Source organism: Xanthomonas sp. CFBP 8443 (assembly GCF_025666195.1).
Classification (GTDB): Bacteria; Pseudomonadota; Gammaproteobacteria; order Xanthomonadales; family Xanthomonadaceae; genus Xanthomonas_A.
Window position 1 is genome coordinate 3,259,842 of record NZ_CP102592.1, and the last position, 26,848, is coordinate 3,286,689.

Annotated in this window: 27 protein-coding genes; 15 read left to right on the forward strand and 12 right to left on the reverse strand. The window is 69.9% G+C overall.

Annotated elements, in window-relative coordinates:
- Window positions 1-32: 32 nt before the first annotated feature.
- Genes NUG20_RS13605 through NUG20_RS13615 form a run of 3 tightly spaced genes read right to left on the reverse strand, consistent with a single transcriptional unit; the run spans window position 33 to window position 1,601 of the window.
- Window positions 33-542, reverse strand: a complete 510-nt coding sequence (locus NUG20_RS13605; protein ID WP_263394994.1) for a GNAT family N-acetyltransferase — start codon at window positions 540-542, stop codon at window positions 33-35.
- Window positions 543-585: 43 nt separating this feature from the next.
- Window positions 586-1,113 carry an alpha/beta hydrolase gene (locus tag NUG20_RS13610; protein WP_263394995.1) on the reverse strand — a complete coding sequence of 176 codons (528 nt, stop codon included), beginning with the start codon at window positions 1,111-1,113 and terminating at the stop codon, window positions 586-588.
- A complete protein-coding gene (locus NUG20_RS13615; RefSeq protein ID WP_263394996.1) occupies window positions 1,110-1,601 on the reverse strand; it encodes an MOSC domain-containing protein in 492 nt (163 codons plus the stop codon). The genes NUG20_RS13610 and NUG20_RS13615 overlap by 4 nt, the downstream gene beginning before the upstream one ends.
- 41 nt (window positions 1,602-1,642) lie before the next feature.
- Between NUG20_RS13615 and NUG20_RS13620 the strand changes: the two genes are divergently transcribed.
- Window positions 1,643-2,236: an N-acetylmuramoyl-L-alanine amidase gene (locus NUG20_RS13620; protein ID WP_263394997.1), complete on the forward strand. Its 594-nt coding sequence runs from the start codon at window positions 1,643-1,645 to the stop codon at window positions 2,234-2,236.
- 138 nt (window positions 2,237-2,374) lie between these two features.
- On the opposite strand, the gene NUG20_RS13625 is transcribed toward NUG20_RS13620, so the two are convergent.
- The 4 genes from NUG20_RS13625 to NUG20_RS13640 form a co-directional block, all read right to left on the reverse strand.
- Window positions 2,375-3,307, reverse strand: coding sequence for a DUF1684 domain-containing protein (locus tag NUG20_RS13625; RefSeq protein ID WP_263394998.1), 933 nt, complete (start codon window positions 3,305-3,307; stop codon window positions 2,375-2,377).
- A gap of 72 nt (window positions 3,308-3,379) precedes the next feature.
- A complete protein-coding gene (locus NUG20_RS13630; protein WP_263394999.1) occupies window positions 3,380-4,261 on the reverse strand; it encodes a sulfurtransferase in 882 nt (293 codons plus the stop codon).
- Entirely contained in the window at window positions 4,258-5,058 is an 801-nt protein-coding gene (locus NUG20_RS13635; RefSeq protein WP_263395000.1) for an NUDIX hydrolase, read from the reverse strand. The genes NUG20_RS13630 and NUG20_RS13635 overlap by 4 nt, the downstream gene beginning before the upstream one ends.
- A gap of 114 nt (window positions 5,059-5,172) precedes the next feature.
- Window positions 5,173-5,874 carry an FKBP-type peptidyl-prolyl cis-trans isomerase gene (locus NUG20_RS13640; RefSeq protein ID WP_263395001.1) on the reverse strand — a complete coding sequence of 234 codons (702 nt, stop codon included), beginning with the start codon at window positions 5,872-5,874 and terminating at the stop codon, window positions 5,173-5,175.
- Window positions 5,875-6,036: 162 nt separating this feature from the next.
- On the opposite strand from NUG20_RS13640, the gene NUG20_RS13645 reads away from it, so the two are divergent.
- From NUG20_RS13645 to nth, 3 genes are read left to right on the forward strand one after another with little or no spacing between them, the layout of a single operon-like run.
- The gene (locus NUG20_RS13645) at window positions 6,037-6,819 is read left to right on the forward strand and encodes an enoyl-CoA hydratase/isomerase family protein (protein WP_263395002.1); all 783 of its coding nucleotides are present in this window, start codon (window positions 6,037-6,039) and stop codon (window positions 6,817-6,819) included.
- A gap of 13 nt (window positions 6,820-6,832) precedes the next feature.
- Window positions 6,833-7,204: a hypothetical protein gene (locus tag NUG20_RS13650; protein ID WP_263395003.1), complete on the forward strand. Its 372-nt coding sequence runs from the start codon at window positions 6,833-6,835 to the stop codon at window positions 7,202-7,204.
- A 5-nt stretch (window positions 7,205-7,209) separates the two neighbouring features.
- Window positions 7,210-7,884, forward strand: coding sequence for an endonuclease III (nth, locus tag NUG20_RS13655; RefSeq protein WP_263398484.1), 675 nt, complete (start codon window positions 7,210-7,212; stop codon window positions 7,882-7,884).
- Window positions 7,885-8,641: 757 nt separating this feature from the next.
- Here nth and NUG20_RS13660 read toward each other — a convergent pair.
- The 3 genes from NUG20_RS13660 to NUG20_RS13670 all read right to left on the reverse strand — a co-directional run bounded on the left by NUG20_RS13660 (window position 8,642) and on the right by NUG20_RS13670 (window position 11,428).
- A complete protein-coding gene (locus NUG20_RS13660) occupies window positions 8,642-10,204 on the reverse strand; it encodes a SulP family inorganic anion transporter (RefSeq protein WP_263398485.1) in 1,563 nt (520 codons plus the stop codon).
- 20 nt (window positions 10,205-10,224) lie between these two features.
- Window positions 10,225-10,914, reverse strand: a complete 690-nt coding sequence (locus tag NUG20_RS13665) for a carbonic anhydrase (protein WP_263395004.1) — start codon at window positions 10,912-10,914, stop codon at window positions 10,225-10,227.
- Window positions 10,915-11,089: 175 nt separating this feature from the next.
- Window positions 11,090-11,428, reverse strand: a complete 339-nt coding sequence (locus NUG20_RS13670) for a hypothetical protein (RefSeq protein WP_263395005.1) — start codon at window positions 11,426-11,428, stop codon at window positions 11,090-11,092.
- Between the two features lie 286 nt (window positions 11,429-11,714).
- Between NUG20_RS13670 and NUG20_RS13675 the strand changes: the two genes are divergently transcribed.
- The 11 genes from NUG20_RS13675 to NUG20_RS13725 all read left to right on the forward strand — a co-directional run bounded on the left by NUG20_RS13675 (window position 11,715) and on the right by NUG20_RS13725 (window position 22,313).
- Window positions 11,715-12,965, forward strand: coding sequence for an OprO/OprP family phosphate-selective porin (locus tag NUG20_RS13675; RefSeq protein WP_263395006.1), 1,251 nt, complete (start codon window positions 11,715-11,717; stop codon window positions 12,963-12,965).
- Between the two features lie 162 nt (window positions 12,966-13,127).
- Complete coding sequence (gene pstS / locus NUG20_RS13680) at window positions 13,128-14,147, forward strand: phosphate ABC transporter substrate-binding protein PstS (protein ID WP_263395007.1); 1,020 nt, start codon at window positions 13,128-13,130, stop codon at window positions 14,145-14,147.
- A gap of 381 nt (window positions 14,148-14,528) precedes the next feature.
- Window positions 14,529-15,629, forward strand: a complete 1,101-nt coding sequence (gene pstS / locus NUG20_RS13685; protein ID WP_263395008.1) for a phosphate ABC transporter substrate-binding protein PstS — start codon at window positions 14,529-14,531, stop codon at window positions 15,627-15,629.
- Between the two features lie 240 nt (window positions 15,630-15,869).
- Entirely contained in the window at window positions 15,870-16,844 is a 975-nt protein-coding gene (gene pstC / locus NUG20_RS13690) for a phosphate ABC transporter permease subunit PstC (RefSeq protein WP_263395009.1), read from the forward strand.
- On the forward strand, window positions 16,841-17,710 hold the full coding sequence (gene pstA / locus NUG20_RS13695; protein ID WP_263398486.1) for a phosphate ABC transporter permease PstA: 870 nt from the start codon (window positions 16,841-16,843) through the stop codon (window positions 17,708-17,710). The genes pstC and pstA overlap by 4 nt, the downstream gene beginning before the upstream one ends.
- A 19-nt stretch (window positions 17,711-17,729) precedes the next feature.
- Complete coding sequence (gene pstB, locus NUG20_RS13700; protein WP_263395010.1) at window positions 17,730-18,557, forward strand: phosphate ABC transporter ATP-binding protein PstB; 828 nt, start codon at window positions 17,730-17,732, stop codon at window positions 18,555-18,557.
- Between the two features lie 143 nt (window positions 18,558-18,700).
- Window positions 18,701-19,411 (forward strand): phosphate signaling complex protein PhoU, encoded by a 711-nt coding sequence (phoU, locus tag NUG20_RS13705; RefSeq protein WP_263395011.1) that lies wholly within the window; start codon window positions 18,701-18,703, stop codon window positions 19,409-19,411.
- Between the two features lie 157 nt (window positions 19,412-19,568).
- Window positions 19,569-19,988 (forward strand): RcnB family protein, encoded by a 420-nt coding sequence (locus NUG20_RS13710; protein WP_263395012.1) that lies wholly within the window; start codon window positions 19,569-19,571, stop codon window positions 19,986-19,988.
- A 352-nt stretch (window positions 19,989-20,340) separates the two neighbouring features.
- The gene (rnt, locus tag NUG20_RS13715; protein ID WP_263395013.1) at window positions 20,341-20,985 is read left to right on the forward strand and encodes a ribonuclease T; all 645 of its coding nucleotides are present in this window, start codon (window positions 20,341-20,343) and stop codon (window positions 20,983-20,985) included.
- A 298-nt stretch (window positions 20,986-21,283) separates the two neighbouring features.
- Window positions 21,284-21,745, forward strand: coding sequence for a gas vesicle accessory protein GvpU (gvpU, locus tag NUG20_RS13720; RefSeq protein WP_263395014.1), 462 nt, complete (start codon window positions 21,284-21,286; stop codon window positions 21,743-21,745).
- A 73-nt stretch (window positions 21,746-21,818) separates the two neighbouring features.
- Window positions 21,819-22,313: a GNAT family N-acetyltransferase gene (locus NUG20_RS13725; protein WP_317852748.1), complete on the forward strand. Its 495-nt coding sequence runs from the start codon at window positions 21,819-21,821 to the stop codon at window positions 22,311-22,313.
- 223 nt (window positions 22,314-22,536) lie between these two features.
- Here the strand turns inward: NUG20_RS13725 and NUG20_RS13730 are convergent, their stop codons facing one another.
- Together NUG20_RS13730 and rlmB are read right to left on the reverse strand one after the other, a co-directional pair.
- A complete protein-coding gene (locus NUG20_RS13730; RefSeq protein ID WP_263398487.1) occupies window positions 22,537-25,464 on the reverse strand; it encodes a ligand-binding sensor domain-containing diguanylate cyclase in 2,928 nt (975 codons plus the stop codon).
- Window positions 25,465-25,996: 532 nt separating this feature from the next.
- On the reverse strand, window positions 25,997-26,743 hold the full coding sequence (gene rlmB, locus NUG20_RS13735; protein ID WP_263395016.1) for a 23S rRNA (guanosine(2251)-2'-O)-methyltransferase RlmB: 747 nt from the start codon (window positions 26,741-26,743) through the stop codon (window positions 25,997-25,999).
- Window positions 26,744-26,848 lie beyond the last annotated feature (105 nt).

The following is a 26,848-nucleotide window of genomic DNA, read 5'->3' on the forward strand; positions in this document are numbered from 1 at the left end:
CGCGCGGTCTGGCCGCGAAGCGGCGGCGACGCTCAGCCGCCGGCCAGGAACGCGGCGTGGTACTCGGCCTCGGCCACCGGCGGCAGGCGGTCGCCGAAACCGATCGCCTGGAAGTACTCGGCCGGCACGCCGGGCAGCGCCAACCCGGGTTCCGGAGCGAAGCCGAAACGGGCGAAAAACGCCGGCTCGCCGAGCACCACGCAGCCGGCCGCGCCCAGCGCCTGCAACTGCGCCAGCGCCTCGCGCACCAGCCGCGTGCCCAGCCCCTGGCGTTGATGGCCCGGCCCCACGGACAGTGGCCCCAGCGCATACCAGCCGCGGCTGCCGTCGGACAGCTGCAGCGGCGACACCGCCACGTGGCCGACCACGTAGCCGTCGTGGTCGGCCACCAGCGACAGGGTCAGCGCGCCGTCCGCGCGCAGCCCTTCGATGACCTGCTGCTCGTCGTGGCGGCTGTGCACGACGCGGAAGAACGCGACCAGGGTCAGCGCCTCGATCGCGGCGTGGTCGGCGGCCGTTTCGGCGCGGATGTTCAGTTCCATCGGTGACTCCGGTTGGCGTAGCGCGCGACGCAGAGAGCGCCGCTCACAGCGTTTCCAGCAGTTCGGCGAAGGCCCGTGCCGAGGTCTCGACGTGGGCGCCCAGCCGGTGCGTGTCGTCGACCAGCAGCAGCCGCGCCGCGCGCGCCTGCGCCCAGGCGATCACCTCGGCGGCGGGAATCAGTTCGTCGTGCCAGGCGTGCACGATCGAGATCGGCACCGGCGCCGCGTCCAGCGCCGGCATCCAGCCCAACCGCGTCGGCGGCACCATCAGGAACAGGCCGCGCACCGACACCTGCAGCGACACCTGCGCGGCGATGTACGCGCCCAGGCTGGACCCGGCCAGCACCAACGGCCCGCGCTGCGCGGCGGCCTGCGCCAGCGCCAGCAGGCGCTGCAGCCGCGCCGGCACGTCGCCGAGCTGGCTGACCTCGCGGCGCGCGTCCAAGTCGGTGAAATCCGGGCGCTCGTGGCTCCAGCCCAGGCGCTGCGCGACCTCGGCCAGCGCCGCGACCTTGATCGCATCCGGGCCACTCTCGAAGCCGTGCACCAGGATGCAGTGGCCGCGGCTCACAGCGCCACCACCGCATCGCCGAGGCGCAGCGTGCCGCCGTGCACGATCCGCGCGCACAGCCCGCCATGGCCGCGCATCGCGTTGTAGCCGCCCGCGCCCAGCGCGTCTTCCATGCGCGAACACGGGTCGCACGGCGCGAGACCTTCCAACTCGACCTCGCCGATGCGGAAGCGGCGCCCCTTCAGCGCGATCAGCGGGATGCCGGAGACGACCAGGTTGCGGCGCAGGGTCGCCGGCGCCAGCTGCGCATGGCCGGCCAGCGCGGCGATCGCCGGCAGGTGTTCGGCCTGGATCAGGGTCACCCCGCGCTTGCCGTTGCTGCCCGCGTAGCGGTCGCCGAACAGGCCGCCGTCGGCATGCGCCAGCGCCTGCGCCACCTCGAGCATCGGCACGTCGCGCGCCGGACGCAGGCCTATCCAGTCCACGCGTCCGGCGCGCGGCAACGTGGCGAGCAGCGTCGCCAGCGGGCTATCGGGATTCAGAGTCATCATCGGGCTTCGGAGTGATCGGCGAATGCTAGCATCCGCGCATGTCGCAGACCCCGCCGTTGCCGATCCACGATGCCCCCCTGCCCTACGTCGAACGGCTGCAGGCGCGCACGCTGGATGCGATCGACCTGGCGGTGATCCATTGCACCGAACTGCCCGACCTGGCCAGCGCACGCGCCTACGGCGAACGCGTGCTGTATCCGTCGGGCACCGGCAACAGCGGCCACTTCTACATCGACCGCGACGGCAGCGTGCACCGCTACGTGCCGCTGCAGCGGGTGGCGCACCACGTGCGCGGCTACAACCCGCAGTCGCTGGGCATCGAACTGGTCAACCGCGGACGCTACCCGCACTGGCTGGATTCGCGCCACCAGGCGCTGGACGAAGCGTATCCGCCGGCGCAGATCCAGGCGCTGATCGCCCTGCTGCGCCAGCTGCAGGCGCAGTTGCCGCAGCTGCGCCACATCGCCGGCCACGACGCGCTGGACCGCAGCCGCGAACCGGCCAGCGACGATCCGGCGCTGCAGGTGCAGCGCAAGCTCGATCCCGGTCCGCGCTTTCCGTGGGCGCAGGTGCTGCAGGCGGTGGCGCTGACGCCGTATGTGCCTTCGGCGGATGCGGTTTCCGACCACTGACGCCGTTGGCGCAGGCTCCTGTAGGAGCGGCTTCAGCCGCGGCAGGCAGCCTGATGGCGTGTGTCGCGGCTGAAGCCGCTCCTACAAAAGACACCCGCCGCGCCGTGCCACTGCGCACGACGCCACAACGCCGCACGCTCAGCGCGGACCGAGGTAGTTCTTCTCGCCCGCGGTCACCGCCAGCTCCAGGCGGTTGGCGACCGGGGCGAGCGGGCATACCACGTGCGCGGTGAACGCGCAGGGCGGGTTCTGCGCCAGGTTGAAGTCCAGCACGACGCGCTCGCCCTGCGGCGGCTCGACGAACAGGTAACGCGCGCCGCCGTAGCTCTCGCGGCCGCTGGTGCGGTCGGAGAACGGGAAGAACACCCGCTTGCCGGCATCCTCGCGCAGCGCCTGCAGCCGATAGCGGCGGCCGCCGAGAGTGAATTCGGCGACGCCCGCCAGCGCCAGCGGCTGCGGCGTGCCGATCGAGGTGAGCAGGACGATCGCGCGCGGCGTCGCGGCCGGGTGCCAGTCGGCCACCACGCGCCAGCGCGGATCGATCGGGAAATAGTCGATGCCGCGGAAGCCGCTGCGCGCGGCCGCGTGCGGATCGCGGAAGCGCCAGCCGAACAGGTTGCCGGTGCGCACCACGTAGAACTCCTGCTCGCCCAGCGCCAGCCGCGTCTCGGTGCCGTGCGCCGCGTCGGTACCGAGGCGACCGGCACCGAACGGCTGCCCGTGCGCCGTCACCGCCACGTCCGCCGCGGCCTCGAAGAACACGCCGGCCTCGTCGTCGATCCGCAAGCGGCCCAGGTACGCCGGACCGGCCGGCAACTGCACGTCGTTCCCCACGGCGCTGCCGACCCGGTGCTCGCCGCTGCGCAACCGGCCGGAGCCGGTGTAGCTGAGCCAGCCGGCCGGCGCGCGCAACCGCGCCACGCGCTCGGCGCGGTGCTGCTCCACCGCCATCCGGTAGTGCGCGCCGGATTGCGATGCCGGCGACGCGTCGGCGCCGGCAGCGCGCGGCCGCTCGCCGCAGGCGGCCAGGCTCAGCGCGACCGCCAGCATCCACACTCCACGCCACCGCATCGCCTCAGTTTCTGTGCTTGCCACCATGTGTTTCCTCGCACCGATCCGCGGCACGCGCACCGCGTGCCGCGCTCAGCCGCTGGCGCGCGGCCGCGCCGGATCGGCGATCCAGCCGCTCCACGATCCGGCATAGACGCGCGCGCCGTGCAGGCCGGCATGTTCCAGCGCCAGCAACAGATGGCAGGCAGTCACGCCCGATCCGCACATCAGCACCACCTCGCGCGGATCGCGCCCGTGCAGCAGCGGCTCCAGTTCGGCGCGCAGCTCCTGCGGCGCACGCAAGCGTCCGTCGCGCAGGTTCTGGCCCAGCGGGCGGTTGATCGCGCCGGGCACGTGCCCGGCGAGCGGATCGATCGGCTCGACCTCGCCGCGAAAGCGCTCGCCGGCACGCGCATCCAGCAGCCAGCCCGGCGCCTCGTGCAGGCGCGCGGCGATTTCCTCGGCATCGGCGATGCGGCTGGTATCGAAGCGTTGCGGATACGGCGGTTGCGGCGAAGGCGCGGCTGCGGCATCGGTTTCCGGCAGGCCGAGCCGGCGCCATTCGGCCAGGCCGCCATCGAGCACGGCGACGCGACGATGCCCGAGCAGGCCCAGCATCCACCACAGCCGCGCCGCGGCCATGCTGCCGTCGCCGGCGTCGTAGACCACCACCTGGGTGTGCGGCGCGATACCCCAGCGGCCGAGCGTGCGCGCGAACGCGTCGGCCTCGGGCAACGGATGCCGGCCCAGGCCTGGGCGGCCGAGGTCGGACAGGTCCGTGTTGAGATCGGCGTACATCGCACCGGGCAGATGCGACTGCGTATAGGCCTGGCGCGCGAGTTGCGCGGCCTGCGGATCGGCAAGCGCGGCCGCGGCGAAACGCGCATCCACCAGGCGCAGGTCGGGGTGGTCGAGCGCGGCCGCCAGCGCCGGCGCGGCGACCAGTTGCTGCCAATCGGGTAACGGATCGCTCATGCGGTTTGCTCCAGTCGTCGACGCAGGTTGAGCAGGATCGCCGCGGTCGCGCCCCAGATCCGCTGCCCCGGCCAGCCGTATTCCAGCACCGCGCGCGGCCGCCCGCGGTAGTCGGTCTCGATGCTGCGCAGGTTGTCCGGCGCCATCAGATAGGCCAGCGGCACTTCAAACACTTCCGCCACCTCGCCCGGATGCGGCTGCGGCACGAAGGCCGGATCGATCGCCGCCACCACCGAGGTCACCCGGAAACCGCTGATGGTCACGAACGGGTCCAGATAGCCCAGCGGTTCGACCTGCGCCGCGGACAGCGCGATCTCTTCCTCGCTTTCGCGGATCGCCGCGGCCACCGCATCGGCGTCGTCGGCTTCGATGCGGCCGCCGGGAAAACTGACCTGGCCGCCGTGGTGGCGCAGGCCGTCGGTGCGCCGGGTCAGCAACACGTGGGCGCCATCGGCGCGCGGCAGCAGCCCGACCAGCACCGCGGCCTCGGCCAACACCCCGTCGGGCAGCAGATCGTGCAGTTCGTGGTGATTCCAGCCCGGGCCTGCGGGCGGCCGCTGCAGCGGATGCAACGCGCGCAGCAGCCGCGTGCGTTCGGCCAGGCGCTGGCCCGGCGTCGGCGACCAGCCGCGCGCCGGCAGCACGTCCTGCATGTAGTGCTGGCGCTCGGCGTCGCTCATGCCACGCCAGCGCGCGATCTCGTCGCCGCTGCGCAGGCAGCCGGCGCAATAGCCCTGCGCATCGAGCGTGCACAGACCGATACAGGGCGTGAGCAATACATGGGGGACGGGATCCATCGGATTCGACACCTGATCAGCCTAGCGCGATTCGTCGGCGGCGGCACTTTGCGCGCCACAAAAAAATGCGCCGGCGTTGCCGCCGGCGCACTGGTCATGCACTGGGCAGCGCGCTTACTTGACGCTGATCAGCTTGATCTCGAACTGCACCGCCACGTTCGGCGGGAACGGCGTGCGCGGGTCGGCGCCATAGGCCTTGTCCGGCGGCAGCGTCACTTCCCACTTGGAACCGGCCGGCATCTGCAGCAGCGTGTCGCGCATGGCCTGCATCTCGACTTCGCTGACCTTGATCGACGGAATCTGCTGCGCCGGACGCGCCTGCGCCGGGCGCTGGCCGAACGGATACGGACCGGCCACTTCCAGCTGCACGGTGCTGGCCTGGGTCGGCTTGGCGCCCTTGCCGGCTTCGATCACGCGGTACTGCACGCCGCTGGGCAGCGTCTGCACGCCGGCCTTGGCCTTGTTCTGCGCGATGAACTGGTCGCTCTTGGTCTTGTTCTCGGCAGCGGCCTTCTCGTAGTCGGCCTTGGCCTGCTGGGCACGGCCCTGCTCGCGCTTCTGGAACGCTTCGACGGCCGGCTTCAGCTGGTCGGCGGCGACCGCCGGCTGCTTCTTGGCGTAGGCATCCTGCAAGCCCTTCACCACCGCATTGATATCGAGCTGCTCGCCGCGGCCGGACAGTTCGGCAAGGTTGTTGCCGTAGTCGTAACCGAAGTAATAGCTCAGCTTGCCCTTCTCGGACGAGGTGTCCTGGGCGAACGCATTGCCGCTCAGGGCTAGGGCCGCCACGGCGACCGCAATAGAACGCAACTTCATCAAACAATTCTCCAGGGTGGTGGCACAGGACGGCCTGTGCCGCCTGAGATGACGCGTTAGGATAGCCGCCGCGGCGCATAACCGCTACCGACGGGACGCAGGTGTGACAGGCCGGCGCGCCCAGAGTTCCCTTCACTTTTTTTTTACATCTCAGGAATGGCCATGTCCGGCGCGCCGGTCGTCACCGATACCCAGGATGCGATCCGCATCGTCACCGTGAACCGCGTCGACAAGCTCAACGCGTTGAATCGCCAAACATTGCAGGGCCTGGATGCGGCCTTCGCCGAAGCCGAGGCCGACCCCGCGATCCGCGTGGTGGTACTGACCGGCGCTGGCGAAAAGGCCTTCGTGGCTGGCGCCGACATCGCCGAGATGAACGAACTTACACCGGTTCAGGGCCGCGACTTCTCGCACCTCGGCCAGCGCCTGATGCGCCGGATCGAGCGCATGCCCAAGCCGGTGTTGGCGATGGTCAACGGCTTCGCGCTCGGCGGCGGGCTGGAACTGGCCATGGCCTGCCACCTGCGCGTGGCCGCCGACAGCGCCCGCTTCGGCCAGCCGGAGATCAATCTGGGGCTGATCCCCGGCTTCGGCGGCACCCAGCGCCTGCCGCGGCTGGTCGGCCGCGCCGCGGCGCTGGAGCTGTGCCTGCTCGGCGCGCCGATCGACGCGGCGCGCGCGCTGCAGCTGGGCCTGGTCAACCGCGTGGTGGCGGCCGCCGACCTGCGCGAGGCGACGCTGCAGCTGGCGCGGCAACTGGCCGGCGCCGCGCCGCTGGCGTTGCGCGGCATCCTCGACGCGATCCAGGTCGGCGGCGAATCGGCGATCGAGCAAGGCCTCGAATACGAGACCGCGCAGTTCGGCCTGCTGTTTTCCAGCGAGGACATGCGCGAAGGCACCCGCGCGTTCCTGGAGCGGCGCCCGCCGCTGTTCCGCAACCGCTGAGCCGCGCGCACCGATGCCTGCCTCGCCCTCCCCCGCCGCGCCGCTGCAATTGCTGCGCTGGGTGCTCGACGACGATCTCGATGCGGCGATCGACGGCGGCCTGATGGACTACGCCGGCGACGCCGACGACGACCTGCTCGACCCGGCGCATCCGCAGCTGCGCGCGCAGTTGCTGGCGGCGCAGCGGCGCCTGCGCGAGGCCTGGGCCGCGCGCGAGCGCTACCGCGCCCGCGAAGCGCGCCTGGCGCGCCGCGCCGCCGCGCGCGAGGCCCGCCGTGCGGCGCCGCCCGCGGCTGTCGCCGCAAGCGCCCCATCGCTGCCGCCGGCGGCGGCGGCGATCCTGGCGCGGGCCAAGGCCAAGGCCGCCGCACGGGGAACGCCATGACTGCAATGCCCGCACTCGCCGCCGCGCCGCGGCGCGGACGCACCTTGAGCAAGGCCGAGATCCACGAACTGTTCTCGCGTTTGTCCGAACTCAATCCCACGCCGACCACCGAACTGGACTACAGCACCCCGTTCGAACTGCTGATCGCGGTGATCCTGTCGGCGCAGGCCACCGACGTCGGGGTCAACAAGGCCACGCGCCGCCTGTACCCGGTGGCGAACACGCCAGCGGCGATCCTGGCGCTGGGCGAGGACGGGCTGAAGCGCTACATCTCCACCATCGGCCTGTTCAACGCGAAAGCCAAGAACGTGATCGCCACCTGCCGCATCCTGGTCGAGCAGTACGCCGGCGAAGTACCGCGCGACCGCGCCGCGCTGGAAGCCTTGCCCGGGGTCGGCCGCAAGACCGCCAACGTGGTGCTCAACACCGCCTTCGGCGAGCCGACCATCGCCGTGGACACGCACATCTTCCGCGTCGCCAACCGCACCGGCCTGGCCCCCGGCAAGGACGTGCGCGCGGTCGAGGACGGCCTGCTCAAGCGGGTGCCGGCGCCGTTCATGCACGACGCGCACCACTGGCTGATCCTGCACGGCCGCTACGTGTGCAAGGCACGCAAACCGGACTGCCCGCGCTGCGTGATCCGCGACCTGTGCCGGTTCAAGGACAAGACGCCGGGGTGAGGCTGTTGGAACGACGGCCGTCGGATCGCCGACCCGGTGCACTGTAGAAGCGGCTTCAGCAGCGACACCTTCCGAAGCCGGAGCTCTCGCAGCATCACTCGTCGCGACTGAAGTCGCTCCCACAAGAGCCTTTCCTGGCGAAGCGGAGTTGAAGGCCTGCTGTGGGAGGGACTTCAGTCCCGACTGCATGCCACTACGAAAACCACACCACTTCGCTCGTCGCGGCTGAAGCCGCTCCTACAACGGCCTTCGGATAGCCGGCTGGACGCACTGTAGGAGCGGCTTCAGCCGCGACAGCTTCCGAAGCCGGAGCTCTCGCAGCTTCACTCGTCGCGACTGAAGTCGCTCCCACAAGGGCGTCCCTGACGAAGCGGAGTTGCAGGGCCTTCTGTGGGAGGGACTTCAGTCCCGACTGCATGCCACTACGAAAACCACACCGCTTCGCTCGTCGCGGCTGAAGCCGCTCCTACAACGACCTTCGGATAGCCGGCTGGGCGCACTGTAGGAGCGGCTTCAGCCGCGACAGCTTCCGAAGCCGAGCTCTCGCAGCTTCACTCGTCGCGACTGAAGTCGCTCCCACAAAGAGCGTCCCTGACGAAGCGGAGCTGCAGAGCCTACTGTGGGAGGGACTTCAGTCCCGACTGCATGCCACTACGAAAACCACACCGCTTCGCTCGTCGCGGCTGAAGCCGCTCCTACAACGGCCTTCGGATAGCCGGCTGGGCGCACTGTAGGAGCGCTTGCCCCACGCGGCCAACTACGCCGCGCGCTGCCCTTCCACGCGCCGGTCCAGTTCCTTCCAGTCCACCACCAGCGCGCAGCCGCGGGCGGCGGCGTTGCGGCTCCAGTCGCGCAGCAGTTCCAGGCAGGCGTGGTCGACGTGGTGCAGCCGCGCCACATCCAGATGCAACTCGGTGTTGGGCGGCAGCCGTTCCAGGGTCCGCGCCATCGTCGGCACGCGCAGGAAGGTCGCCGAGCCCTCCAGCGACAGGCGCAGCTTGCCGGCGCCCGCCGCGGCGCTGCCGTCGGCGTCCTCGTGCGCATGCACGCCGACCTTCAACCGCGACTGCTGCAGCGCCAGCCGCAGCAGCGACAAGGCGAAGCCGATCAGCACGCCGGTGAGCAGGTCGGTGGTGACGATGGCGAAGGTGGTCGCCAGGTAGATCGCGGCGGTGCCGCGGCCATAGGCGGCCAGCTCGCGCACCTGCCCCAGCTTGACCATCTTCAGCCCGGTGTACACCAGGATCCCGGCCAGGCACGCCACCGGCGTCATCCGCAGCAGCCACGGCAACAGCAACGCGAACACCAGCAGCCAGCCGCCATGCAGCATGGTCGACGCGCGGGTGGCGGCGCCGGCCTGCACGTTGGCCGCGCTGCGCACGATCACCCCGGTCATCGGCAACGCGCCGAGGAAGCCGCACAGCATGTTGCCCACGCCCTGCGCGGCGAGTTCACGGTCGTAATGGGTGCGCGGGCCGTCGTGCATGCGGTCCACCGCCGCCGCCGACAACAAGGTCTCGGCGCTGGCGATGAAGGCGAAGGTGAAGGCCGACAGCAGCAGCGTCGCGTCGAACACGCCGAGCATCTGCGCCAGCGTCGGCGTGTGGATCGCCGAGAGCAGGTTGGCCGGCACGTCGACCTTGCGCACGTCCACGCCCTGCAGTTGCACCCACGCGGTCACCGCCACCACCGCCAGCAACGCGCCAGGCACGAAACGCAGCCGCTGCGGACGCATCCGCTCCCAGGCCAGCATGATCGCGATGGTGCCGAGCCCGACCAGCAAGGCGGCGCGACCCACGCCGGCGTCCAGCGCGCGCCACAGCGTCGCCGGCAATGCGGCGAAGTTCTCCAGGCCGCGCGCCTTCGGCGCCGCATCCATCAGCACGTGCGCCTGCGAGGCGACGATCAGGATGCCGATGCCCGACAGCATGCCGGCGACCACCGCCGGCGAGGTCATGCGGAACCACACGCCGGCCCGGCACACCCCGGCCACCAGTTGGATCGCGCCGGCCAGCAGGATCACCGGCCCCAACGCCGCCACGCCGTGCTCGCGCACCAGTTCGAACACCAGCACCGCCAGCCCGGCCGCCGGGCCGCTGACCTGCAGCGGCGAACCGGCGATCAAGCCGACCACCAGGCCACCGACAATGCCGGTGATCAGTCCGGCCGCCGGCGGCATGCCCGAGGCGATCGCGATGCCCATGCACAGCGGCAGCGCGACCAGGAACACCACCACCGAAGCCAGCAGGTCGCGGCCGAACGCGCCGTTGCGCAAGTAGCCGGCGAACGCGGAAGCGCCGGCGTCGGATCGGTCTGTCATGGTTCGCATGTTCGACTCCTTCAGACCGCGACGTCGCGCAGCACCGGCGCCAGGCGCGGGCGCGGGGTGGCTTCGGGAGGACGCTTGCCCTCTTCCGGCAGCAGCGGCACGAAGCGGCCCTGCTCGGCGTCGAAGGCGCGGATCTCGCCATGGGCGATGTCGTAGATCCAGCCATGGATGCGCAGCGCGCCGCGCGCCAGCCGCGCCGCCACCACCGGCTGCGTGCGCAGGTGGTCCAGTTGCGACACCACGTTCTCCTCGGTCAGGCAGTGCAGCGCGTCTTCGGCGTGCCCGGCGTGATCGTGCTGCGCGGCGACCTGGCGCGCGCTGTCGGTGTGCTTGAGCCAGGCGGCCACGTTCGGCACGTCGCGCAGCGCGTCGGGATTGAGCACCGCCTTCATCGCGCCGCAGTCGGTATGACCGCAGACCACGATGTGCTTCACCTGCAGCACCGCCACCGCGTACTCGATCGCCGCGACCACGCCGCTGACGTGCTGCGAGTACGGCGGCACCACGTTGCCGATGTTGCGGTAGACGAACAGTTCGCCGGGCTGCGCGGCGAACATCAGCTCCGGCATCACCCGCGAATCGGCGCAGGTGATGAACAGCGTGTGTGGGGTCTGGCCGCCGGCCAGTTGCCGGAACAGGCCGCGCTGGCGCGGATAGACCTCTTTGCGGAAGTGGCGGAAACCATCGAGCAGGCTTTGCATGGGGGAACCTCGGAACAAGGGGAAGGTGTCGCCGCGGCGGTGCCGCAGAACGGGGGAAGAAGTGAGAGGGCCGTGCCGTCGGTGCACTGCGCGAGCGCGGCAGGCGATGACGTGCGGGTGGCGGCGGATCGGCGATCGCAGCGGCCGGCGGCCGGGCGCGATCGGATCCGCCGTCTCAGGCGCTGGGAGGGCGCAGCCGCGGCCGCGGATGGGTGCCGGCGCCGTGCCATGCCGCCGGCTCGGGCCACAGGGGCGCCACCCGTGTCGGCCGCCACGCCGCGGCCGGCAGTACCGGCGTGTCGTCGCAAGCCAGCTGGTCGAGCTGGTCGGCAATGCTGCGCGATGCGTCGTGCGCATCCGTCGCCGGCAATTCGTGCGCCCCCGTCAAGCCGATATCGGCCTGCGGCGGCGGCACTGCCGGCGGCGCCGAACGCATCGACGGCATCAGCGCCAGCAACGCGATCAACAGCAGTGCGGCGAGCATCGGCATCCGCTTGCGGGCATGCGAGTTCATGCCTCCACGCTAACCAGCGTGGCCGGTAGCGACAAGTGGTGCAGCGCACAAAAAAGCCGATCGATGGCGCGGTGGCGAGACGATGCCGCAGTTTGTGATGCGTGTCGTGCGCGGCAGCGGCGCGCCGATTTCATCTGCACGCCATCGGACCGCAACATGGCGGGCGTCCAATGATGCAGACGGCGCGGCAGCGGGCGCCAGCCTGCGCGGCCCTGTCCGCCAAGTGTCATATTTACGCAATCTTCACATATTAGCCTGCGCGCATCTTCCACCGCCCAGGCAACCCATGAAACTGTCTCGCACCCTCCTCTCGGCAGCCGTGCTCACTGCGATGTTCGCGCCCGCCGCTCACGCCGAGATCGCCATCGACGTGATCGGCGGCTCGGAAATCTCCTTCGAAGGCCTGGTCCAGGCCGACGGCAGCTGGTACGACAACGACGTCCAGGACCTCAACGGCACCACCGGCAACAACGGCAAGAACACCGATTTCGGCCTTCGCCGCGCCGAGTTGGTCGCCAAGGGCAAGGGCCCGGGCAATTTCGAGTGGGTCCTGGGCTACGACGCCAGCACCCTGCGCGAATCGTCCAACAACGGCACCACGGTGCGCAGCAGCGGCAAGTTCCTGGACACCAACATCAAGTACAAGTTCGGCGGCAACGCCAACAACTTCCTGCAGGTCGGCCAGTACAAGCAGCCGAACAGCCTGGAAGAACTGTCCAGCACCAAGAACAACGACTTCATCTCCAAGTCCTCGGTCACCAACACCTACGCGGTGGCACGTCGTCTCGGCGGCGCGGTCGGCTTCGGCGACAGCAACTGGAGCGTGGTCGGCAGCGTGTTCGGCCGCGAGCTGAGCCGCAACCTGGCGCACGGCAGCGGCTACGGCGCGCGCGGCACCTTCGCGCCGATCAACGAGTCGGGCAACATCCTGCACTTCGGCCTGAGCTACGTGAACTACGACACCGACGCCGACACGCTGCGCCTGCGCGCACGTCCGAACGCCGACCTGTCCGGTGTGCGTCTGGTCGACAGCGGCAACCTGACCAACACCGACCGCATCGGCGTGATCGGCGGCGAAGCGATGTGGGTCACCGGCCCGTTCAAGGCCCAGGGCGAGTACTACAACGCCAAGGTCGAGCGTTACGGCGCCAGCGACAACTACAGCACCGACGGCTGGTACCTCAGCGGCGTGTGGAACATCACCGGCGAGACCTGGGGCTACAAGGCCGGCGTGCCGACCACCCCGCTGCCGAACGAGCCGGCCAGCGGCATGTGGCAGCTGGGCGTGCGCTACGACAGCATCGACCTGAACGATGGCGACCTGGTCGCGCGTCCGGTCGGCGCACCGCTGGTCGACGGCGTGCTCGGCGGCAAGATGAACACCTGGACGGTCGGCGCCAACTGGTACTGGCATTCCAACTTCAAGTTCGCGCTGAACTACGTCATGGTCGACAGCAGCAAGTACAGCAGCACCGTCCGCGGCAACGTCAGCGACAAGCCGAACATCCTCGAAGCGCGCGCGCAGTTCTATTGGTAATCGCTCCAGCCGGTGCGGGGCGCGACCGTCGCGCTCCGCACCCGCACCCTGCGCCGCCGCGGCGTCATGTTTCCGTCATGTAACAGCCGTGTCGCTGTCATCGAACGGTTATGTAATGGCCGCGTGCGGTGCCCCGCATACCACCCTTCAGGAGCTTCCTCCGTGATCTTCTCGCTCAAATCCCGCGTCCTGGCCGCCGCCGTCGCCGCGTCGTTCGTGTTCGCCGCCAACGCCGCCGATGTCACCGGCGCCGGCGCCTCCTTCATCTATCCGGTCATGTCCAAGTGGTCGGCCGACTACAACACCGCCACCGGCAAGAAGGTCAACTACCAGTCGATCGGTTCCGGCGGCGGTATCGCCCAGATCAAGGCCGCCACGGTCGACTTCGGTTCCTCCGATGCGCCGCTCAAGCCGGACGACCTGGCCGCTTCGGGCCTGGCCCAGTTCCCGTCGGTGATCGGCGGCGTGGTGCCGGTGGTCAACGTGCAGGGCATCGCCCCGGGCGCGCTGAAGCTGGACGGCAAGACCCTGGCCGACATCTTCCTGGGCAAGGTCAAGACCTGGAACGACCCGGCGATCGTCGCCCTGAACCCGGGCGTGCAGCTGCCCGACGGCAAGATCACCGTGGTGCACCGCTCCGACGGTTCGGGCACCAGCTTCAACTTCACCAACTACCTGTCCAAGGTCAACCCGGACTGGAAGAGCAAGGTCGGCGAAGGCACCGCGGTGCAGTGGCCGGTCGGCATCGGCGGCAAGGGCAACGAAGGCGTCGCCGCCTACGTCAAGCAGATCAAGGGCGGCATCGGCTACGTCGAGCTGTCCTATGCGCTGCAGAACAAGATGTCCTACACCTCGATGAAGAACGCCGCCGGCAAGTTCGTGCAGCCCAGCGACGAGAGCTTCGCCGCCGCGGCCGCCAGCGCCGACTGGGCCAACGCCAAGGACTTCTACCTGGTGATGACCAACGCCCCGGGCGAGACCTCGTGGCCGATCACCGCGACCAACTTCATCCTGGTCCACAAGCAGCCGAAGAACCCGGCCAGCGCCAAGGCCACCAAGGACTTCTTCAAGTGGGTCTACGCCAATGGCGACGCGCAGGCCAAGCAGCTGGACTACGTGCCGCTGCCGGACGCGCTGGTCAAGCAGATCGACGCCTACTGGAGCGCCAACCTGAAGTACTGATCGGCGCTCTCTCTCCCGCCGATCGCTACCAGGACGCGGGCCCCTCACGGGGTCCGCGTTTTTTGTTTCTTCTCTCCATCGGGGCGCACGCCCTCTCCTAGGGGAATGCGCCCGCAAGGCGGATCAGGAGATACGCAGGACGGTGCCGGCCCAGGCGGTGCCTGCGTGCAGGCTCACAAGCTGCAGGCGCAGCAAGCTGCGCGTGGCTTCGCCCCTACCCTCACCCCGGCCCCTCTCCCGACCGGACAAGGGAGGCGAAGCGGTTGTTTTTCTTGATCAATCTCACGGATGGGCAGCTGCGTCATGAGGCTGTAACAAAAACATCATTTCATAGCGTGCATCCGCCGGCCCGTCCGGCCCTCTTCGCTACGGAGTGACCCCATGAAACTGCAGCCGGCACGCTTTGCCGTCCTGTCCCTGGCCCTCGCCTTCGCCGTCACTGCCTGCCAGCCGGGCAATGGCGACAAGCCGCAGGGTGCCGCCGATGCGGCAGGTGGCGCACCCGCAGCCGCTCCGGCCGACGGCGCCAAGACCGCCGCGGAGATCTCCGGCGCCGGCGCGTCCTTCATCTATCCGCTGGTGTCCAAGTGGTCGGCCGACTACCACACCGCCACCGGCAACAAGATCAACTACCAGTCGATCGGCTCCGGCGGCGGCATCGCCCAGATCAAGGCCGGCACGGTCGATTTCGGTTCCTCCGACAAGCCGCTGGACAGCGCCGAACTGGCCGCCGCCGGCCTCGGCCAGTTCCCGTCGGCGATCGGCGGCGTGGTGCCGGTGGTCAACCTGGACGGCATGGAAGCGGGCAAGCTGAAGCTGACCGGCGCGGTGCTGGCCGACATCTTCCTCGGCAAGGTCACCACCTGGAACGATCCGGCGATCGCCGCACTGAACCCCGGCACCACCCTGCCCACCACCAAGATCAACCTGGTGCACCGCTCCGACGGCTCGGGCACCAGCTTCAACTTCACCAACTACCTGTCCAAGGTCAGCCCGGAGTGGAAGAGCAAGGTCGGCGAAGGCACCTCGGTGCAGTGGCCGGGCGGCGTCGGCGGCAAGGGCAACGAAGGCGTGGCCTCGTACGTGCAGCAGATCAAGGGCTCGATCGGCTACGTCGAACTGGCCTACGCGCTGCAGAACAAGATGCCGTACGCCTCGCTGCAGAACGCGGCCGGCAACTGGGTGCAGCCCAACGCCGAAAGCTTCGCCGCGGCGGCCGCGTCGGCCGACTGGGCCAACGCCAAGGATTTCAACCTGGTCATCACCAACGCCGCCGGCGCGCAGGCGTGGCCGATCACCGCCACCAACTTCATGCTGATGCACAAGCAGCCCAAGGATGCGGCGCGCAGCAAGGCGACCCTGGAGTTCTTCAAGTGGGCGTTCGAGAAGGGCCAGCCGCAGGCCAACGACCTGCACTACGTGCCGCTGCCGCCGGAGCTGGTGCAGCAGATCGAGGCGTACTGGGCCAAGGAGTTCAAGTAAGCGCAACCGCGCTGCCGCCCTCGCCGGCGGCAGCGTGCACGCGGCGGCAGCACGCGCCGCGCACGTGACACGCGACCGGCGCTGCAGCAGGCAGCGCCGGTCGCCGCATCGGTACGACGTATTCCGGACTTTCGGGTTCCCGCTTGCGCGGGAGCGACGCAGCCACCCACCGCGCGCGGCCACCCCCGCCGCGGCCACGATCGGATCGCGCAGCTGCGCGCTCCGGCAAACACCGAGCCCATGAACGCCACTGTCATTCCCGAAGCGATAACGGCGCCCCGCGGACGCGATCTGCGCGACGCCCGTGCCGACCGTCTGTTCCGCTGGATACTCACCGCCACCGTCGTGTTCGTCCTCGTCGCGCTGGCCAGCGCGGCGCTGTCGATGCTGTGGGGTGGCCGCCATGCCCTGCAGATGCAGGGCCTGAGCTTCTTCTACTCCAGCGAATGGAACCCGGTCGAGAACAAGTACGGCGCGCTGGCGCCGATCTACGGCACCCTGGTCACCGCCATGATCGCGATGCTGATCGCGGTGCCGGTGAGCTACGGCATCGCCTTCTTCCTGACCGAAGTATCGCCGCGCTGGCTGCGCGGACCGGTCGGCACCGCCATCGAGCTGCTGGCCGGCATCCCGTCGATCATCTACGGCATGTGGGGCCTGTTCGTGCTGGTGCCGGTGATGACCGAGTACGGCACGCCGTGGCTCAACGACCACGTCGGCACGCTGCCGATCATCGGTCCGATGTTCCAGGGCCCTCCGTTGGGCATCGGCCTGCTCACCGCCGGCTTCGTACTGGCGATCATGGTGATCCCGTTCATCTCCTCGGTGATGCGCGAAGTGTTCCTGACCGTGCCGACGCGGCTGAAGGAGTCGGCCTACGCGCTGGGCTCCACGCGCTGGGAAGTAAGCTGGGACATCGTGCTGCCCTACACCCGCTCGGCGGTGATCGGCGGCATCTTCCTGGGCCTGGGCCGCGCGCTCGGCGAGACCATGGCGGTGGCGTTCGTCGTCGGCAACACGGTGCGGCTGTCGCCGTCGCTGCTGGAGCCGGGCACCACCATCGCCGCGCTGATCGCCAACGACTTCGGCGAGGCCACCGAGACCTACCGCTCGGCGCTGCTGCTGCTGGGCTTCGTATTGTTCATCGTCACCTTCATCGTGCTGGCGATCGCCCGCCTGATGCTGCAGCAACTGTCGCGCAGGGAGGGCAACTGATGGCCGCCGACATCGCCGATCGCCTGTACAACCGCCGCCGCGTGGTCAATGTCTTCGCGCTGCTGCTGTCCTGCCTCACCGCGCTGTTCGGGCTGGCGTTCCTGGGCTGGATCCTGTGGACCCTGGTGTCCAAGGGCATCGCCGGCATCGACGTCGACCTGTTCACCCGCATGACCCCGCCGCCGGGCGAAGACGGCGGCCTGGCCAACGCGTTCTTCGGCAGCGCAGTGATGTGCGGCCTGGCGCTGCTGATCGGCACTCCGCTGGGCGTGGCCGCCGGCACCTGGCTGGCCGAATACGGCAATGCGCGCAAGACCGGCCAGGTGGTGCGCTTCGTCAACGACATCCTGTTGTCGGCGCCGTCGATCGTGCTCGGCCTGTTCGTGTACACGCTGTACGTGATGCAGACCGGCGGGCGCTTCTCGGCGATGGCCGGCGCGCTGTCGCTGGCCTTCATCGTGCTGCCGGTGGTGGTGCGCACCACCGACGAGATGTTGCGCCTGGTGCCCTCGCAGATGCGCGAAGCGGCGCTGTCGCTGGGCATCCCGCAATGGAAGGTGACGATCCAGGTGCTGTACCGCAGCGCCTCGGCCGGCATCGTCACCGGCGTGCTGCTGGCGCTGGCGCGGATCAGCGGCGAGACCGCGCCGCTGCTGTTCACCGCGTTCGGCAACCAGTACTGGAACAACAACGTCATGCAGCCGATGGCGAGCGTGCCGGTGGTGATGAACTCCTTCGCCGGCAGCCCCTACCCGACCTGGCAGCAGCTGGCCTGGTCCGGCGCGCTGGTGCTCACCGTGTTCGTGCTGCTGGTCAGCCTCGGCGCGCGCGGCCTGCTGAGCCGCTACAAGACATCCAACGATTGATTCCCCTATGGAACCGGCCATGAACGATCAGCACAACGCCGCACCGATGCACCGCATCGCCATGCCCACCGGGCACACCGCGCTGGCGCCATCGCCGGTCAAGGTGGCCGCGCGCGGCCTGGACTTCTACTACGACAAGTACCACGCGCTGAAGGGCATCAACATCGAGGTGCCGGAAAAGCGCGTCACCGCGCTGATCGGCCCCTCCGGCTGCGGCAAGTCCACGCTGCTGCGCATCTTCAACCGCATCTACGCGCTGTATCCGAAGCTGGAAGCGCGCGGCGAGGTGCTGCTGGACGGCGAGAACATCCTGTCGCCGAAGTACCCGATGAACCGCCTGCGCAGCAAGGTCGGCATGGTGTTCCAGAAGCCGGTGCCGTTCCCGATGACCATCTTCGAGAACGTCGCCTACGGCATCCGCCACCACGAGAAGCTGTCCAAGGCGGACATGACCGATCGCGTCGAGCAGGCGCTGCGCCAGGGCGCGCTGTGGGACGAGGTCAAGGACAAGCTCGGGCAGAGCGCGCTGGGCCTGTCCGGCGGCCAGCAGCAGCGCCTGTGCATCGCCCGCGCAGTGGCGCTGCGCCCGGACGTGCTGCTGCTCGACGAGCCGACCTCGGCGCTGGACCCGATTTCCACCAGCCGCATCGAGCAGCTGGTCGAAGAGCTGAAGAACGACTACACCATCGTCATCGTCACCCACAACATGCAGCAGGCCGCGCGCGTGTCCGACTACACCGCCTTCATGTACCTGGGCGACCTGATCGAGCACGACCGTACCGAGATCATCTTCTCGCAGCCCAGCAAGCAGCAGACCGAAGACTACATCACCGGCCGCTTCGGGTAAGCGGCAGCGCCCGGGCGCTGCCCGAACGGCATCGGCCGCGATCGCCGGCCCCGGCCATGGAGGCCGGGCCGGACGCGCCGACGCCAGCCCCGCAACGCCAGGAATGGCCGCGGCGACACTAACGACTTCAACGGACCTACGACATGAATACCCAGCCGAACGAGCACATCGTGAAGAGCTACGACGAAGAGCAGCACCGCATCGCGGCCGAGATCGTGCGCATGGGCGAGACCGCGGTGGCGCAGCTGGAAGCGGCGCTGGACGTGGTCGAACGCCGCGACGACAACGCCGCGCTGCGCATCGTCGTCAATGACGAGGCGATCGACGCGCTCGAGCAATCGATCAGCCACGACGTGATGCGCCTGGCGCTGCGCGGGCCGATGGCACGCGACCTGCGCGAGATCCTCGCCGGCCTGCGCATCCCGGCCGACATCGAGCGCATCGGCGACTACGCGGCGAACGTGGCCAAGCGCTCGATCGCGCTGAACACCTCGCCGCCGATGCCGCAAACGCTGGGCCTGCGCCAGCTCGGCACGCTGGCCGCGCAACAGGTGCGCGAAGCGTTGGCCGCCTACCGCAGCGGCGACGCCGACGCGGCGCTGCGGGTGCGCCAGGGCGATGCGCTGCTGGATGCGCAGTACACCGCGCTGTTCCGCGAACTGCTGACCTACATGATGGAAGATCCGCGCAACATCACCCCGTGCACGCATTTGCTGTTCATGGCCAAGAACCTGGAACGGATCGGCGACCACGCCACCAACATCGCCGAGAACGTGTGGTTCCTGGTGCATGGCGACCAGCCGCTGCCGCCGCGCGACAAGCGCGACGAGACCAGCACCACCACCGGAATCTGAGCGCGATTCCCCGGCTTGGCCAGGCAACCGGTAGGTGGCGACACCTATCGGCACCTGCAACCTGCTGAATTCCCTGGCAATCCATCGCGTTCATCTATGGGCGCGTACGGTGCGGATACGCGTGGAGCCGTTCTCCACCGACCACCCAGGAGACACCATGAAGCGCATCATCGGTTCGGTCCTCGCACTGTCGCTGCTGGCCTCCGGCGGCGCCTTCGCCGCCGGCCAGGACGGCCGCGATCGCGATCACGGTCCGCCCCAGGACCGCAACGACCACCGCGACGACCGCGGCCCGCAGCAGGCGCGCCACGACGACGATCGCGACGATCACCGCGACAACCGCCATGACGATCGCCGCGACGATCGCCACGACAACGGCCGTCACGAAGGCTGGCGCAACCACAAGCGCGGCGAACGGCTGGCGCTCGGCCATCGCGGCGATCGCGTGTCGGACTACCGCAAGCACGGGCTGAGGGCGCCGCCGCGCGGCCACGAGTGGCGCCGGGTCGACAACCAGTACGTGCTGATCGCCGTGGCCACCGGCATCATCACCAGCGTCATCGCCAACAGCCGCTGATCCAGGCAACGACCGCAATCAAGGCCCCGCTTCGGCGGGGCCTTTTTGTTGCGCACCACGCAGCGCCGAAACAGCGTGCCGCCCGCCTTGTGGGAACGACTTCAGTCGCGACGGGCATTACCGGCAATGCCCGCCGCAACCGATCACCCGACGCTCATCCGGACACGCCCCACATACGTCGCAGCCTGCGAATGCTCGGCTCCAATGCCGCTCCACTCCAGCGATCCTCAGGAATCCGCGCTGCTACGCACGGCGCCTGCACCGCCGGCTTACGCCTGCCCCGATGTACCCAAGCCATGCGCGCGCGACCGCCAGCGGCGGGCGTTTAGCCGCGCTCTGCTACCCTGGACGCATGAACGATCACGTCGACAGCCCGTCCCAGCCCCTCGCCATCACCCCCATGTCGCGGCGTTTCCGCGGCTATCTGCCGGTGGTGGTGGACGTGGAGACCGGCGGCTTCGACTGGAACCGGCACGCGCTGCTGGAGATCGCCGCGGTGCCGATCGAGATGGACGATTTCGGCCAGCTGTATCCCGGCGTCACCGCCAGCGCGCACGTGGTGCCGGCGCCCGGCACCGCCATCGACCCGAAGTCGCTGGAAATCACCGGCATCATCCTCGACCACCCGTTCCGCTTCGCCAAGCCCGAGCGCGAGGCGCTGGACCACGTGTTCGCGCCGGTGCGCGCAGCGGTGAAGAAATACGGTTGCCAGCGCGCGATCCTGGTCGGCCACAACGCGCACTTCGACCTGAACTTCCTCAACGCCACGGTCGCGCGCTGCGGCCACAAGCGCAACCCGTTCCACCCTTTCAGCGTGTTCGACACGGTGACCCTGGCCGGCATCGCCTACGGCCAGACCGTGCTGGCGCGCGCGGTGCAGGCGGCCGGCTTCGACTGGAACGCCGCCGACGCGCACAGCGCGGTGTACGACACCGAGCAGACCGCGCGGCTGTTCTGCAAGATCGCCAACGCCTGGCCGGCACCGCAGATCGGCTGAGCGCGGCGCACGCGGCCCGCGCGCTGGCCGTTCCGCACCACTGCAGCCGGCGGCGCGAAGACGCTGCGCCAGGCGTCAGCGCCGCGGTCGACAGGCCCTGCATCTTCAAGAAGAGCCACAAGACCGCGCCGCGCCACGGCCGCAATGCCGACTGTGGCACACTCGGGCAGCAGTGCTGGGGAAGCAGGTTTGCACCGTCAAACCAGTCGGCCGGCCACTGTCTGGCATTCCATGCAAGCCACGCCGTTTCGCGGTACGGCTCAGCGCACGCCCTAGCCGCTCCACCGAGGAGAACCGCATGACCGCTCAAGACGAAAATCAATCCAGTCCGGAACAGATCAAGCTGTCGTTCGACGGCCAGAGCGTCGACTGGTATCTGCAGAAACTCGTCACCGTGGTCAACACGTCCACCGTGCAGTTCGGCGTCACCCTGTTCGTCGAGGGGGCCATCGTCTCGGGCGTGCTGGTCAGCGGCAAGAAGTACTTCGAGACCTTCGCGCAGGAATTCTCCGCCGCCTATCCCGGCGACGCCGAAGGCAAGGAGAGCATTCGCCAGGCCTTCGCCAGCCATGCCTCCATCTATGACTCGGAGAACGGCGAGCAGACCACGTCGCCGCCGCAGTTCATCCACTTGATCGATTCGCGCCACTTTTCGCCTGGCGGCCAACCGTTGCCGAACAACCGCGGCGTGCTGTGGCGCGGCAAGATCAACGCGGTGTCCGGCTTCAGCCTGGGATCGCTGACGGCCGACCAGGCCTGACCAGGCGCCAGCAGGCCGACCCGCCTTGCCGACCGGCCCCGAGCGAACGCAGGTGAGCTCCCTGCCCGCGACCATGCTGATCCGGCAGGCCGGGCTGGCCGACCTGGAGGCGATGTGGCTGCTCTTCCAGGCCGTCATCGCCCCTGGCGACGCACTGCCGTTTGCCGACGGCCTGGACCGGGACACCTTTCGCGCGCACTGGTTCGGGGGCCACATCGCATCTGTGGCCATGGCCGGCGCGCGCTTGCTCGGCATGTACAAACTGGGCGCCAACTACCCGGACCTGGGCTCGCACGTCGCCACCGCCACCTACCTGGTGGACCCCGCCGCGCAAGGCCAGGGCGTGGGCCGCGCGCTGGTCGAGCACAGCCTCGCCCAGGCGCAGCGCGAGGGGTTCATGGCGATGCAGTTCAACTATGTCGTAAGCACCAATGTGCCGGCCATGGCGCTGTACCGGAAGCTCGGCTTCGCCATCGTCGGCACGCTGCCCAAGGCCTTCCGGCATCGGCAGCTGGGCCTGGTGGACGCCCACGTCATGTTCAAGTTCTTGCAGACGCCAGCTCCCTGACCACGTGGGCCAGTGGCTCGGCTCGGCGGTGCGAGCAAGCGCGGCGTCTGGCGCTCCTCTGCACAAGCAACCGAGGCTGGGCGGCCGGTTTGGCGACGGCACGCCATCGGCGACAGCGGCTGCAGTTTCCCGACGGTGCCGCGATCGCGTGCCCGATCTCGCCACGACGGCCGGATGCGCGGTAGGCGCCGTTGCCTGCCTGGAGCCGCCGCCGCACCCGCACTCACCCCACGCAGACCCGGTCCCGCCCGCCACTCTTGGCCCGGTACAGCGCCGCGTCGGCACGCTGCAGCAGCTGACTCGGCGTCTCCTCCCCGCTCAGCGCCACCAGCCCGGCGCTGAAGGTCACCCGCAGCGCTGGCGCGTCGGCCCACTGCGGGCGCGCATGGAACAGCTCGCGCAGGCGTGCGGCCACGCGTTCGGCATCGGCCAGCGACGTGTCGCTGAGCAGCACCGCGAATTCCTCGCCGCCCAGCCGCGCCGGCAGGTCGGAGCCGCGGCAGGCCTCGCCGAGCAGGCGTCCGACCTCGCGCAGCACCGCATCGCCGGTGGCATGCGAGTAGCCGTCGTTGATCTGCTTGAAGCGGTCGATATCGATCACCAGCAGGCACAGCAGACTGCCGCTGCGGTGCACGCGCATGACCTCGCGGACCAGCACTTCGTCGAAATGCCGGCGGTTCGGCAGCCCGGTCATCGCATCCTCGTGGGCCTGGCGCTCGAACGCGTCGGCCTGGTCCTGCAGTTCGACCAGCAACCGGTTCTTGTCGGCGTCGGCCTGCAACAGCCGTTCGGTCTGCAGGCGCAGCGCGCCGGTGCGCTGCTCGACCAATCGTTCCAGGCGCAGGTTGCGGCGCTTGTAGCGGCCGATCAGGTAGCGGTACAGCGCCACCATGCCCAGCAGCAGCGCCAGCGCGGCGCCGGCCTGCACGCTGCGCCGCTGCCACCACAGCGGCGCTACGCTGAACCGCCACACCGCTTCGCGCGTGCTCCACGCGCCATCCGGGTGTGCCGCGGCCACGTGCAGGGTGTAGTCGCCCGGCGGCAGGCCGATGAACTCGACGCTGCGCTGCTGGCCGCGCTCCACCCAGCCCGCGTCCAGGCCCTCGAGCCGGGTGCGGTAGCGGATGCGCTCGGGCAGCAGGTAGCTGAGCCCGACGTAGGACACCGCGATGCGCGTGGCGCCGGGCAGGCGCGACTGGCCGCGCCAGGCGAACGGCCGCCCGTCCAGCAACACGTTCTCGATCGCCGCCGGCGGCGGCAGGCGTTCGCGGAAACGCTGCAGACGGCGCGGATCGACCGTGCTGACGCCACCGGCGGTGACCAGCCACACGCTGCCGTCGCCGCGCACGATCATCGACGGGCCGGAGCTGCCGTTGCCCTGCGCGTTGGCCATGCCGTCGATCTCGTTGTAGCGGGTCACCTGCCACCTGCCGCCGCGGCCGTCGGCGGCCGCGTCGAGCGCAGCGGCGCTGGTCCGCAGCACGCCGCGGTTGCTGCTGATCCAGACGTCGCCGAGGCGGTCGCGGACCAGTTGGAACACCGCGTCCACCGGCATGCCCTGCTCCAGCCCGACCCGCGCCAGGCGGCCGTCGCGATAGCGGTGCAGGCCGCGATCGGTGGAGATCCACACGTCGCCGCCCAGCGCCTGGAAGCCGAACACGCTGCGCGCGCCGCCCAGCGGCTCCAGCGGCAGCCGCTGCACGCGGCCGTCGCGCAGCACCGAGGCGCCTTCGACCGAGCCGATCCACAGCGCGCCGTCGATGCTGGCCAGCGCGGTGATCAGGCCCTGCGGCAGGCCCGGCACGGCGGCGGCCCGCGCCTGTTCGCCGTCGATGCGCACCAGCCCGCGCTGGGTCCCGATCCACACCGTGCCGGCGCGGTCCACGCTGATCGTGCGCACGTGGCCGCTGGGCAGGCCATCGCCCTGGCCGTAGTGGCGGCGCACGCGGCCGTCGCGCATCCGGTACACGCCGTCGGCATAGGTGCCGACCCACAGGTCGCCGTCCGCGCCGCGCGCCAGGCTCAGCACCGACGGCGCGCTGCCGTTGGCGTTGCGCAATCCGGCCGGCGCGACCGTGCCGTCCGCCGCCATCCGGTCGAGGCCGGCGGCACTGCCGATCCACAGCGCGCCGTTGGGCGCCTCCAGCAAGGCGCGCACGTAGTCGCCGCTGAGTCCGTCGCGGCGCGTGTAGCTGGTGAACAGGGTTTCGCGCAACCGGAACAGGCCGCCGTTGGCGCCGATCCAGATGCTGCCCTCGGCGTCCTCGAGCAGGCTCACCACGCGGCCGTTGGGCAGCACCTCGCCCGGCGCCATGTGCTCGACGCCATGGCGGCCGATGCGCAGCAGGCCCCGGTTCTCGGTGCCCAGCCACAGCGCGCCGTTGCGATCGCACAGCATCGCGGTGAAATGGCCGTAGCCCGGCAGCCGATGCATCAGCACCGCGCGCTCGCCCTGCAGCCGGTACACGTTCTCGCCGGCGACCAGCCACAGCGTGCCGTCGGCGTCGCGATACGGCCAAGCCAGGCCGGGCGGCAGCCCAAACGCCGCCGGCGCGCGCCGCAGCACGCCCTGCGCGTCGCGGTACAGCAGGCCGTCGAGGCTGCCGATCCAGACCCGGTCGCGGTCGTCGACGGCGATATGCGGGAAGCTCGCCGCCAGCGGCAGGTCCGGCGGCGCCGGCTGGTAGTCGAAGCGGCCGTCCGGCCACAGGCAGCCCAGGCCGTTGCCTTCGAACAGCAGCCACAGGCGGCCGTGGCGGTCCTGGGTCATGGCGTGGATCAACGCGCGCGGCCAGCCCGGCGGCTGCACCCAGAAGCGCCAGTTGCCGGCGCGGTCGTAGCGCCCCAGGTTGCCGCGCGAGTCGCTGAGCCACAGCGCGCCGTCGCGGCCGACGTATAGCGAACCGACGCCGTTGTCGGGCAGTCCCGGATGGGTGCTGCGGTCGATCACCGCGAAATCCAGGCCGTTGTAGCGCACCAGCCCTTCCCAGGTGGCGAACCACAGGCGCCCGTCCGCAGTCTGCGCCAGGTCGCGCAGCGAGTTGTGCGGCAGGCCGTTGCGCGAGGTCCACGCGTCCACGGCGTAGTCGCGCAGCGGCGGCGGCCCGGCATCGGGCGTGGCGTTCGTCGCGGCGGCCTCTGCCCCGAACACCAAGGCAAGCAACGCCAGCAGGACCGGCAACCACGCGGGCGCGGCGCGGCGGCCAGCCGCCGCATGCAACGGCGCCACTCCCCTCACCTAGCGGATCCGACCCGAAGCGCGCCAGGACGTGCCGGCCATCCCCGGGCACGCCGCAAGGTTCCTGCGCACGCACGCGGCAAGCAAGGACAAGCATGTGGACAGACGTTCGCCTTCGGGCGCCGGCACAACCCCGGGCGGCTGCAGGAGCGGCGCGTGTCGATCCAACTCGGCGATGGACGACACGCACCAGGACACGGGCACGATAGCCGGCCAGGATCGGCGAGACGGAGGCGATGCTGGCTCATTGCCGGAACGGAACACGGGGAGAGCGCATATGGTAGGCAAAAATCCGCCGCCGCGGGTGGATCCGCGTGCCGCGCCCGGCTCCGGCGCAGCGGCGCCGCGCGTTGCCCGCAGGCCGACGGAGCCGCCTTCGGGCAGGTTGCGCAGACACGGCGTGGCGCCGCGCTTTCCAGCGATCAGCCGCCTGCGCGCGCGCCGCTCACCCCATGCGCTGGCGCACCGCCTCGAACAGGGTCACGCCGGTCGCCACCGACACGTTGAGGCTTTCGATGTCGCCGGGCATCGGGATCTTGACCAGGCCGTCGCAATGCTCGCGGGTCAGCCGGCGCAGGCCGTCGGATTCGCCGCCCAGCACCAGCGCCACGTTGCCGCGCAGGTCCTGCGCGTACAGCGAGGTCTCGGCTTCGCCGACCAGGCCGTAGATCCACACGCCCTGCTTCTGCAGGTCGCGCAGGCAGCGCGCCAGGTTGGTCACCGCCACGATCGGAATGCGATCGGCGGCGCCGGCCGAGGTCTTGCGCACGGTGGCATTGACCGGCGCCGACTTGTCCTTCGGGATCACCACCGCCGTCGCACCGGCGGCGGCCGCGCTGCGCAGGCAGGCGCCGAGGTTGTGCGGATCCTGCACCCCGTCGAGCACCAGCAGCAGCGCGCGGCCTTCGGCCGCGGCGACCAGCCCTTCCAGTTCGTTCTCGCCCCAGGTGCGCGCCGCCGCATAGCGCGCAGCCACGCCCTGGTGCCGCACCGAACCGCCGACGCCGTCCAGCGCCTGGGTGTTGACCCGCCGCACCTCGATGCCCTTGCGCCGTGCGTTCTCTTCGATCTCCACCAGCCGCGGATTCTTGCTGCCCGCCTCGACCAGCACTTCGCGCACGTTGTCGGCATCGTTCTCGATCGACGAGGCCACGGCGTTGACGCCGACGATCCACTGGTTCTGCTTGCTCATGAGGCGGAGACTGCGAGGAAGGAAAGCGGGAATGGTAGGCGTTGCCGGCGCCCACGTCACATTGCCGGCGCGCGGGCCGGACCGCGCCCGCCTCCATGCGGCCCC

What these genes read in the sequence shown, in the direction of transcription:
- NUG20_RS13635 (WP_263395000.1), bottom strand. Translation starts at nt 5,058, where the DNA reads ATGGATCCCGTCCCCCATGTATTGCTCACGCCCTGTATCGGTCTGTGC.
- NUG20_RS13670 (WP_263395005.1), bottom strand. Translation starts at nt 11,428, where the DNA reads ATGAACTCGCATGCCCGCAAGCGGATGCCGATGCTCGCCGCACTGCTG.
- NUG20_RS13605 (WP_263394994.1), bottom strand. Translation starts at nt 542, where the DNA reads ATGGAACTGAACATCCGCGCCGAAACGGCCGCCGACCACGCCGCGATC.
- NUG20_RS13630 (WP_263394999.1), bottom strand. Translation starts at nt 4,261, where the DNA reads ATGAGCGATCCGTTACCCGATTGGCAGCAACTGGTCGCCGCGCCGGCG.
- nth (WP_263398484.1), top strand. Translation starts at nt 7,210, where the DNA reads ATGCCCGCACTCGCCGCCGCGCCGCGGCGCGGACGCACCTTGAGCAAG.
- NUG20_RS13675 (WP_263395006.1), top strand. Translation starts at nt 11,715, where the DNA reads ATGAAACTGTCTCGCACCCTCCTCTCGGCAGCCGTGCTCACTGCGATG.
- rnt (WP_263395013.1), top strand. Translation starts at nt 20,341, where the DNA reads ATGAACGATCACGTCGACAGCCCGTCCCAGCCCCTCGCCATCACCCCC.
- pstS (WP_263395008.1), top strand. Translation starts at nt 14,529, where the DNA reads ATGAAACTGCAGCCGGCACGCTTTGCCGTCCTGTCCCTGGCCCTCGCC.
- NUG20_RS13615 (WP_263394996.1), bottom strand. Translation starts at nt 1,601, where the DNA reads ATGACTCTGAATCCCGATAGCCCGCTGGCGACGCTGCTCGCCACGTTG.
- NUG20_RS13645 (WP_263395002.1), top strand. Translation starts at nt 6,037, where the DNA reads ATGTCCGGCGCGCCGGTCGTCACCGATACCCAGGATGCGATCCGCATC.
- NUG20_RS13665 (WP_263395004.1), bottom strand. Translation starts at nt 10,914, where the DNA reads ATGCAAAGCCTGCTCGATGGTTTCCGCCACTTCCGCAAAGAGGTCTAT.
- NUG20_RS13620 (WP_263394997.1), top strand. Translation starts at nt 1,643, where the DNA reads ATGTCGCAGACCCCGCCGTTGCCGATCCACGATGCCCCCCTGCCCTAC.
- NUG20_RS13710 (WP_263395012.1), top strand. Translation starts at nt 19,569, where the DNA reads ATGAAGCGCATCATCGGTTCGGTCCTCGCACTGTCGCTGCTGGCCTCC.
- NUG20_RS13640 (WP_263395001.1), bottom strand. Translation starts at nt 5,874, where the DNA reads ATGAAGTTGCGTTCTATTGCGGTCGCCGTGGCGGCCCTAGCCCTGAGC.
- pstC (WP_263395009.1), top strand. Translation starts at nt 15,870, where the DNA reads ATGAACGCCACTGTCATTCCCGAAGCGATAACGGCGCCCCGCGGACGC.
- NUG20_RS13650 (WP_263395003.1), top strand. Translation starts at nt 6,833, where the DNA reads ATGCCTGCCTCGCCCTCCCCCGCCGCGCCGCTGCAATTGCTGCGCTGG.
- rlmB (WP_263395016.1), bottom strand. Translation starts at nt 26,743, where the DNA reads ATGAGCAAGCAGAACCAGTGGATCGTCGGCGTCAACGCCGTGGCCTCG.
- pstB (WP_263395010.1), top strand. Translation starts at nt 17,730, where the DNA reads ATGAACGATCAGCACAACGCCGCACCGATGCACCGCATCGCCATGCCC.
- gvpU (WP_263395014.1), top strand. Translation starts at nt 21,284, where the DNA reads ATGACCGCTCAAGACGAAAATCAATCCAGTCCGGAACAGATCAAGCTG.
- NUG20_RS13660 (WP_263398485.1), bottom strand. Translation starts at nt 10,204, where the DNA reads ATGACAGACCGATCCGACGCCGGCGCTTCCGCGTTCGCCGGCTACTTG.
- NUG20_RS13625 (WP_263394998.1), bottom strand. Translation starts at nt 3,307, where the DNA reads ATGCGGTGGCGTGGAGTGTGGATGCTGGCGGTCGCGCTGAGCCTGGCC.
- NUG20_RS13725 (WP_317852748.1), top strand. Translation starts at nt 21,819, where the DNA reads ATGCTGATCCGGCAGGCCGGGCTGGCCGACCTGGAGGCGATGTGGCTG.
- phoU (WP_263395011.1), top strand. Translation starts at nt 18,701, where the DNA reads ATGAATACCCAGCCGAACGAGCACATCGTGAAGAGCTACGACGAAGAG.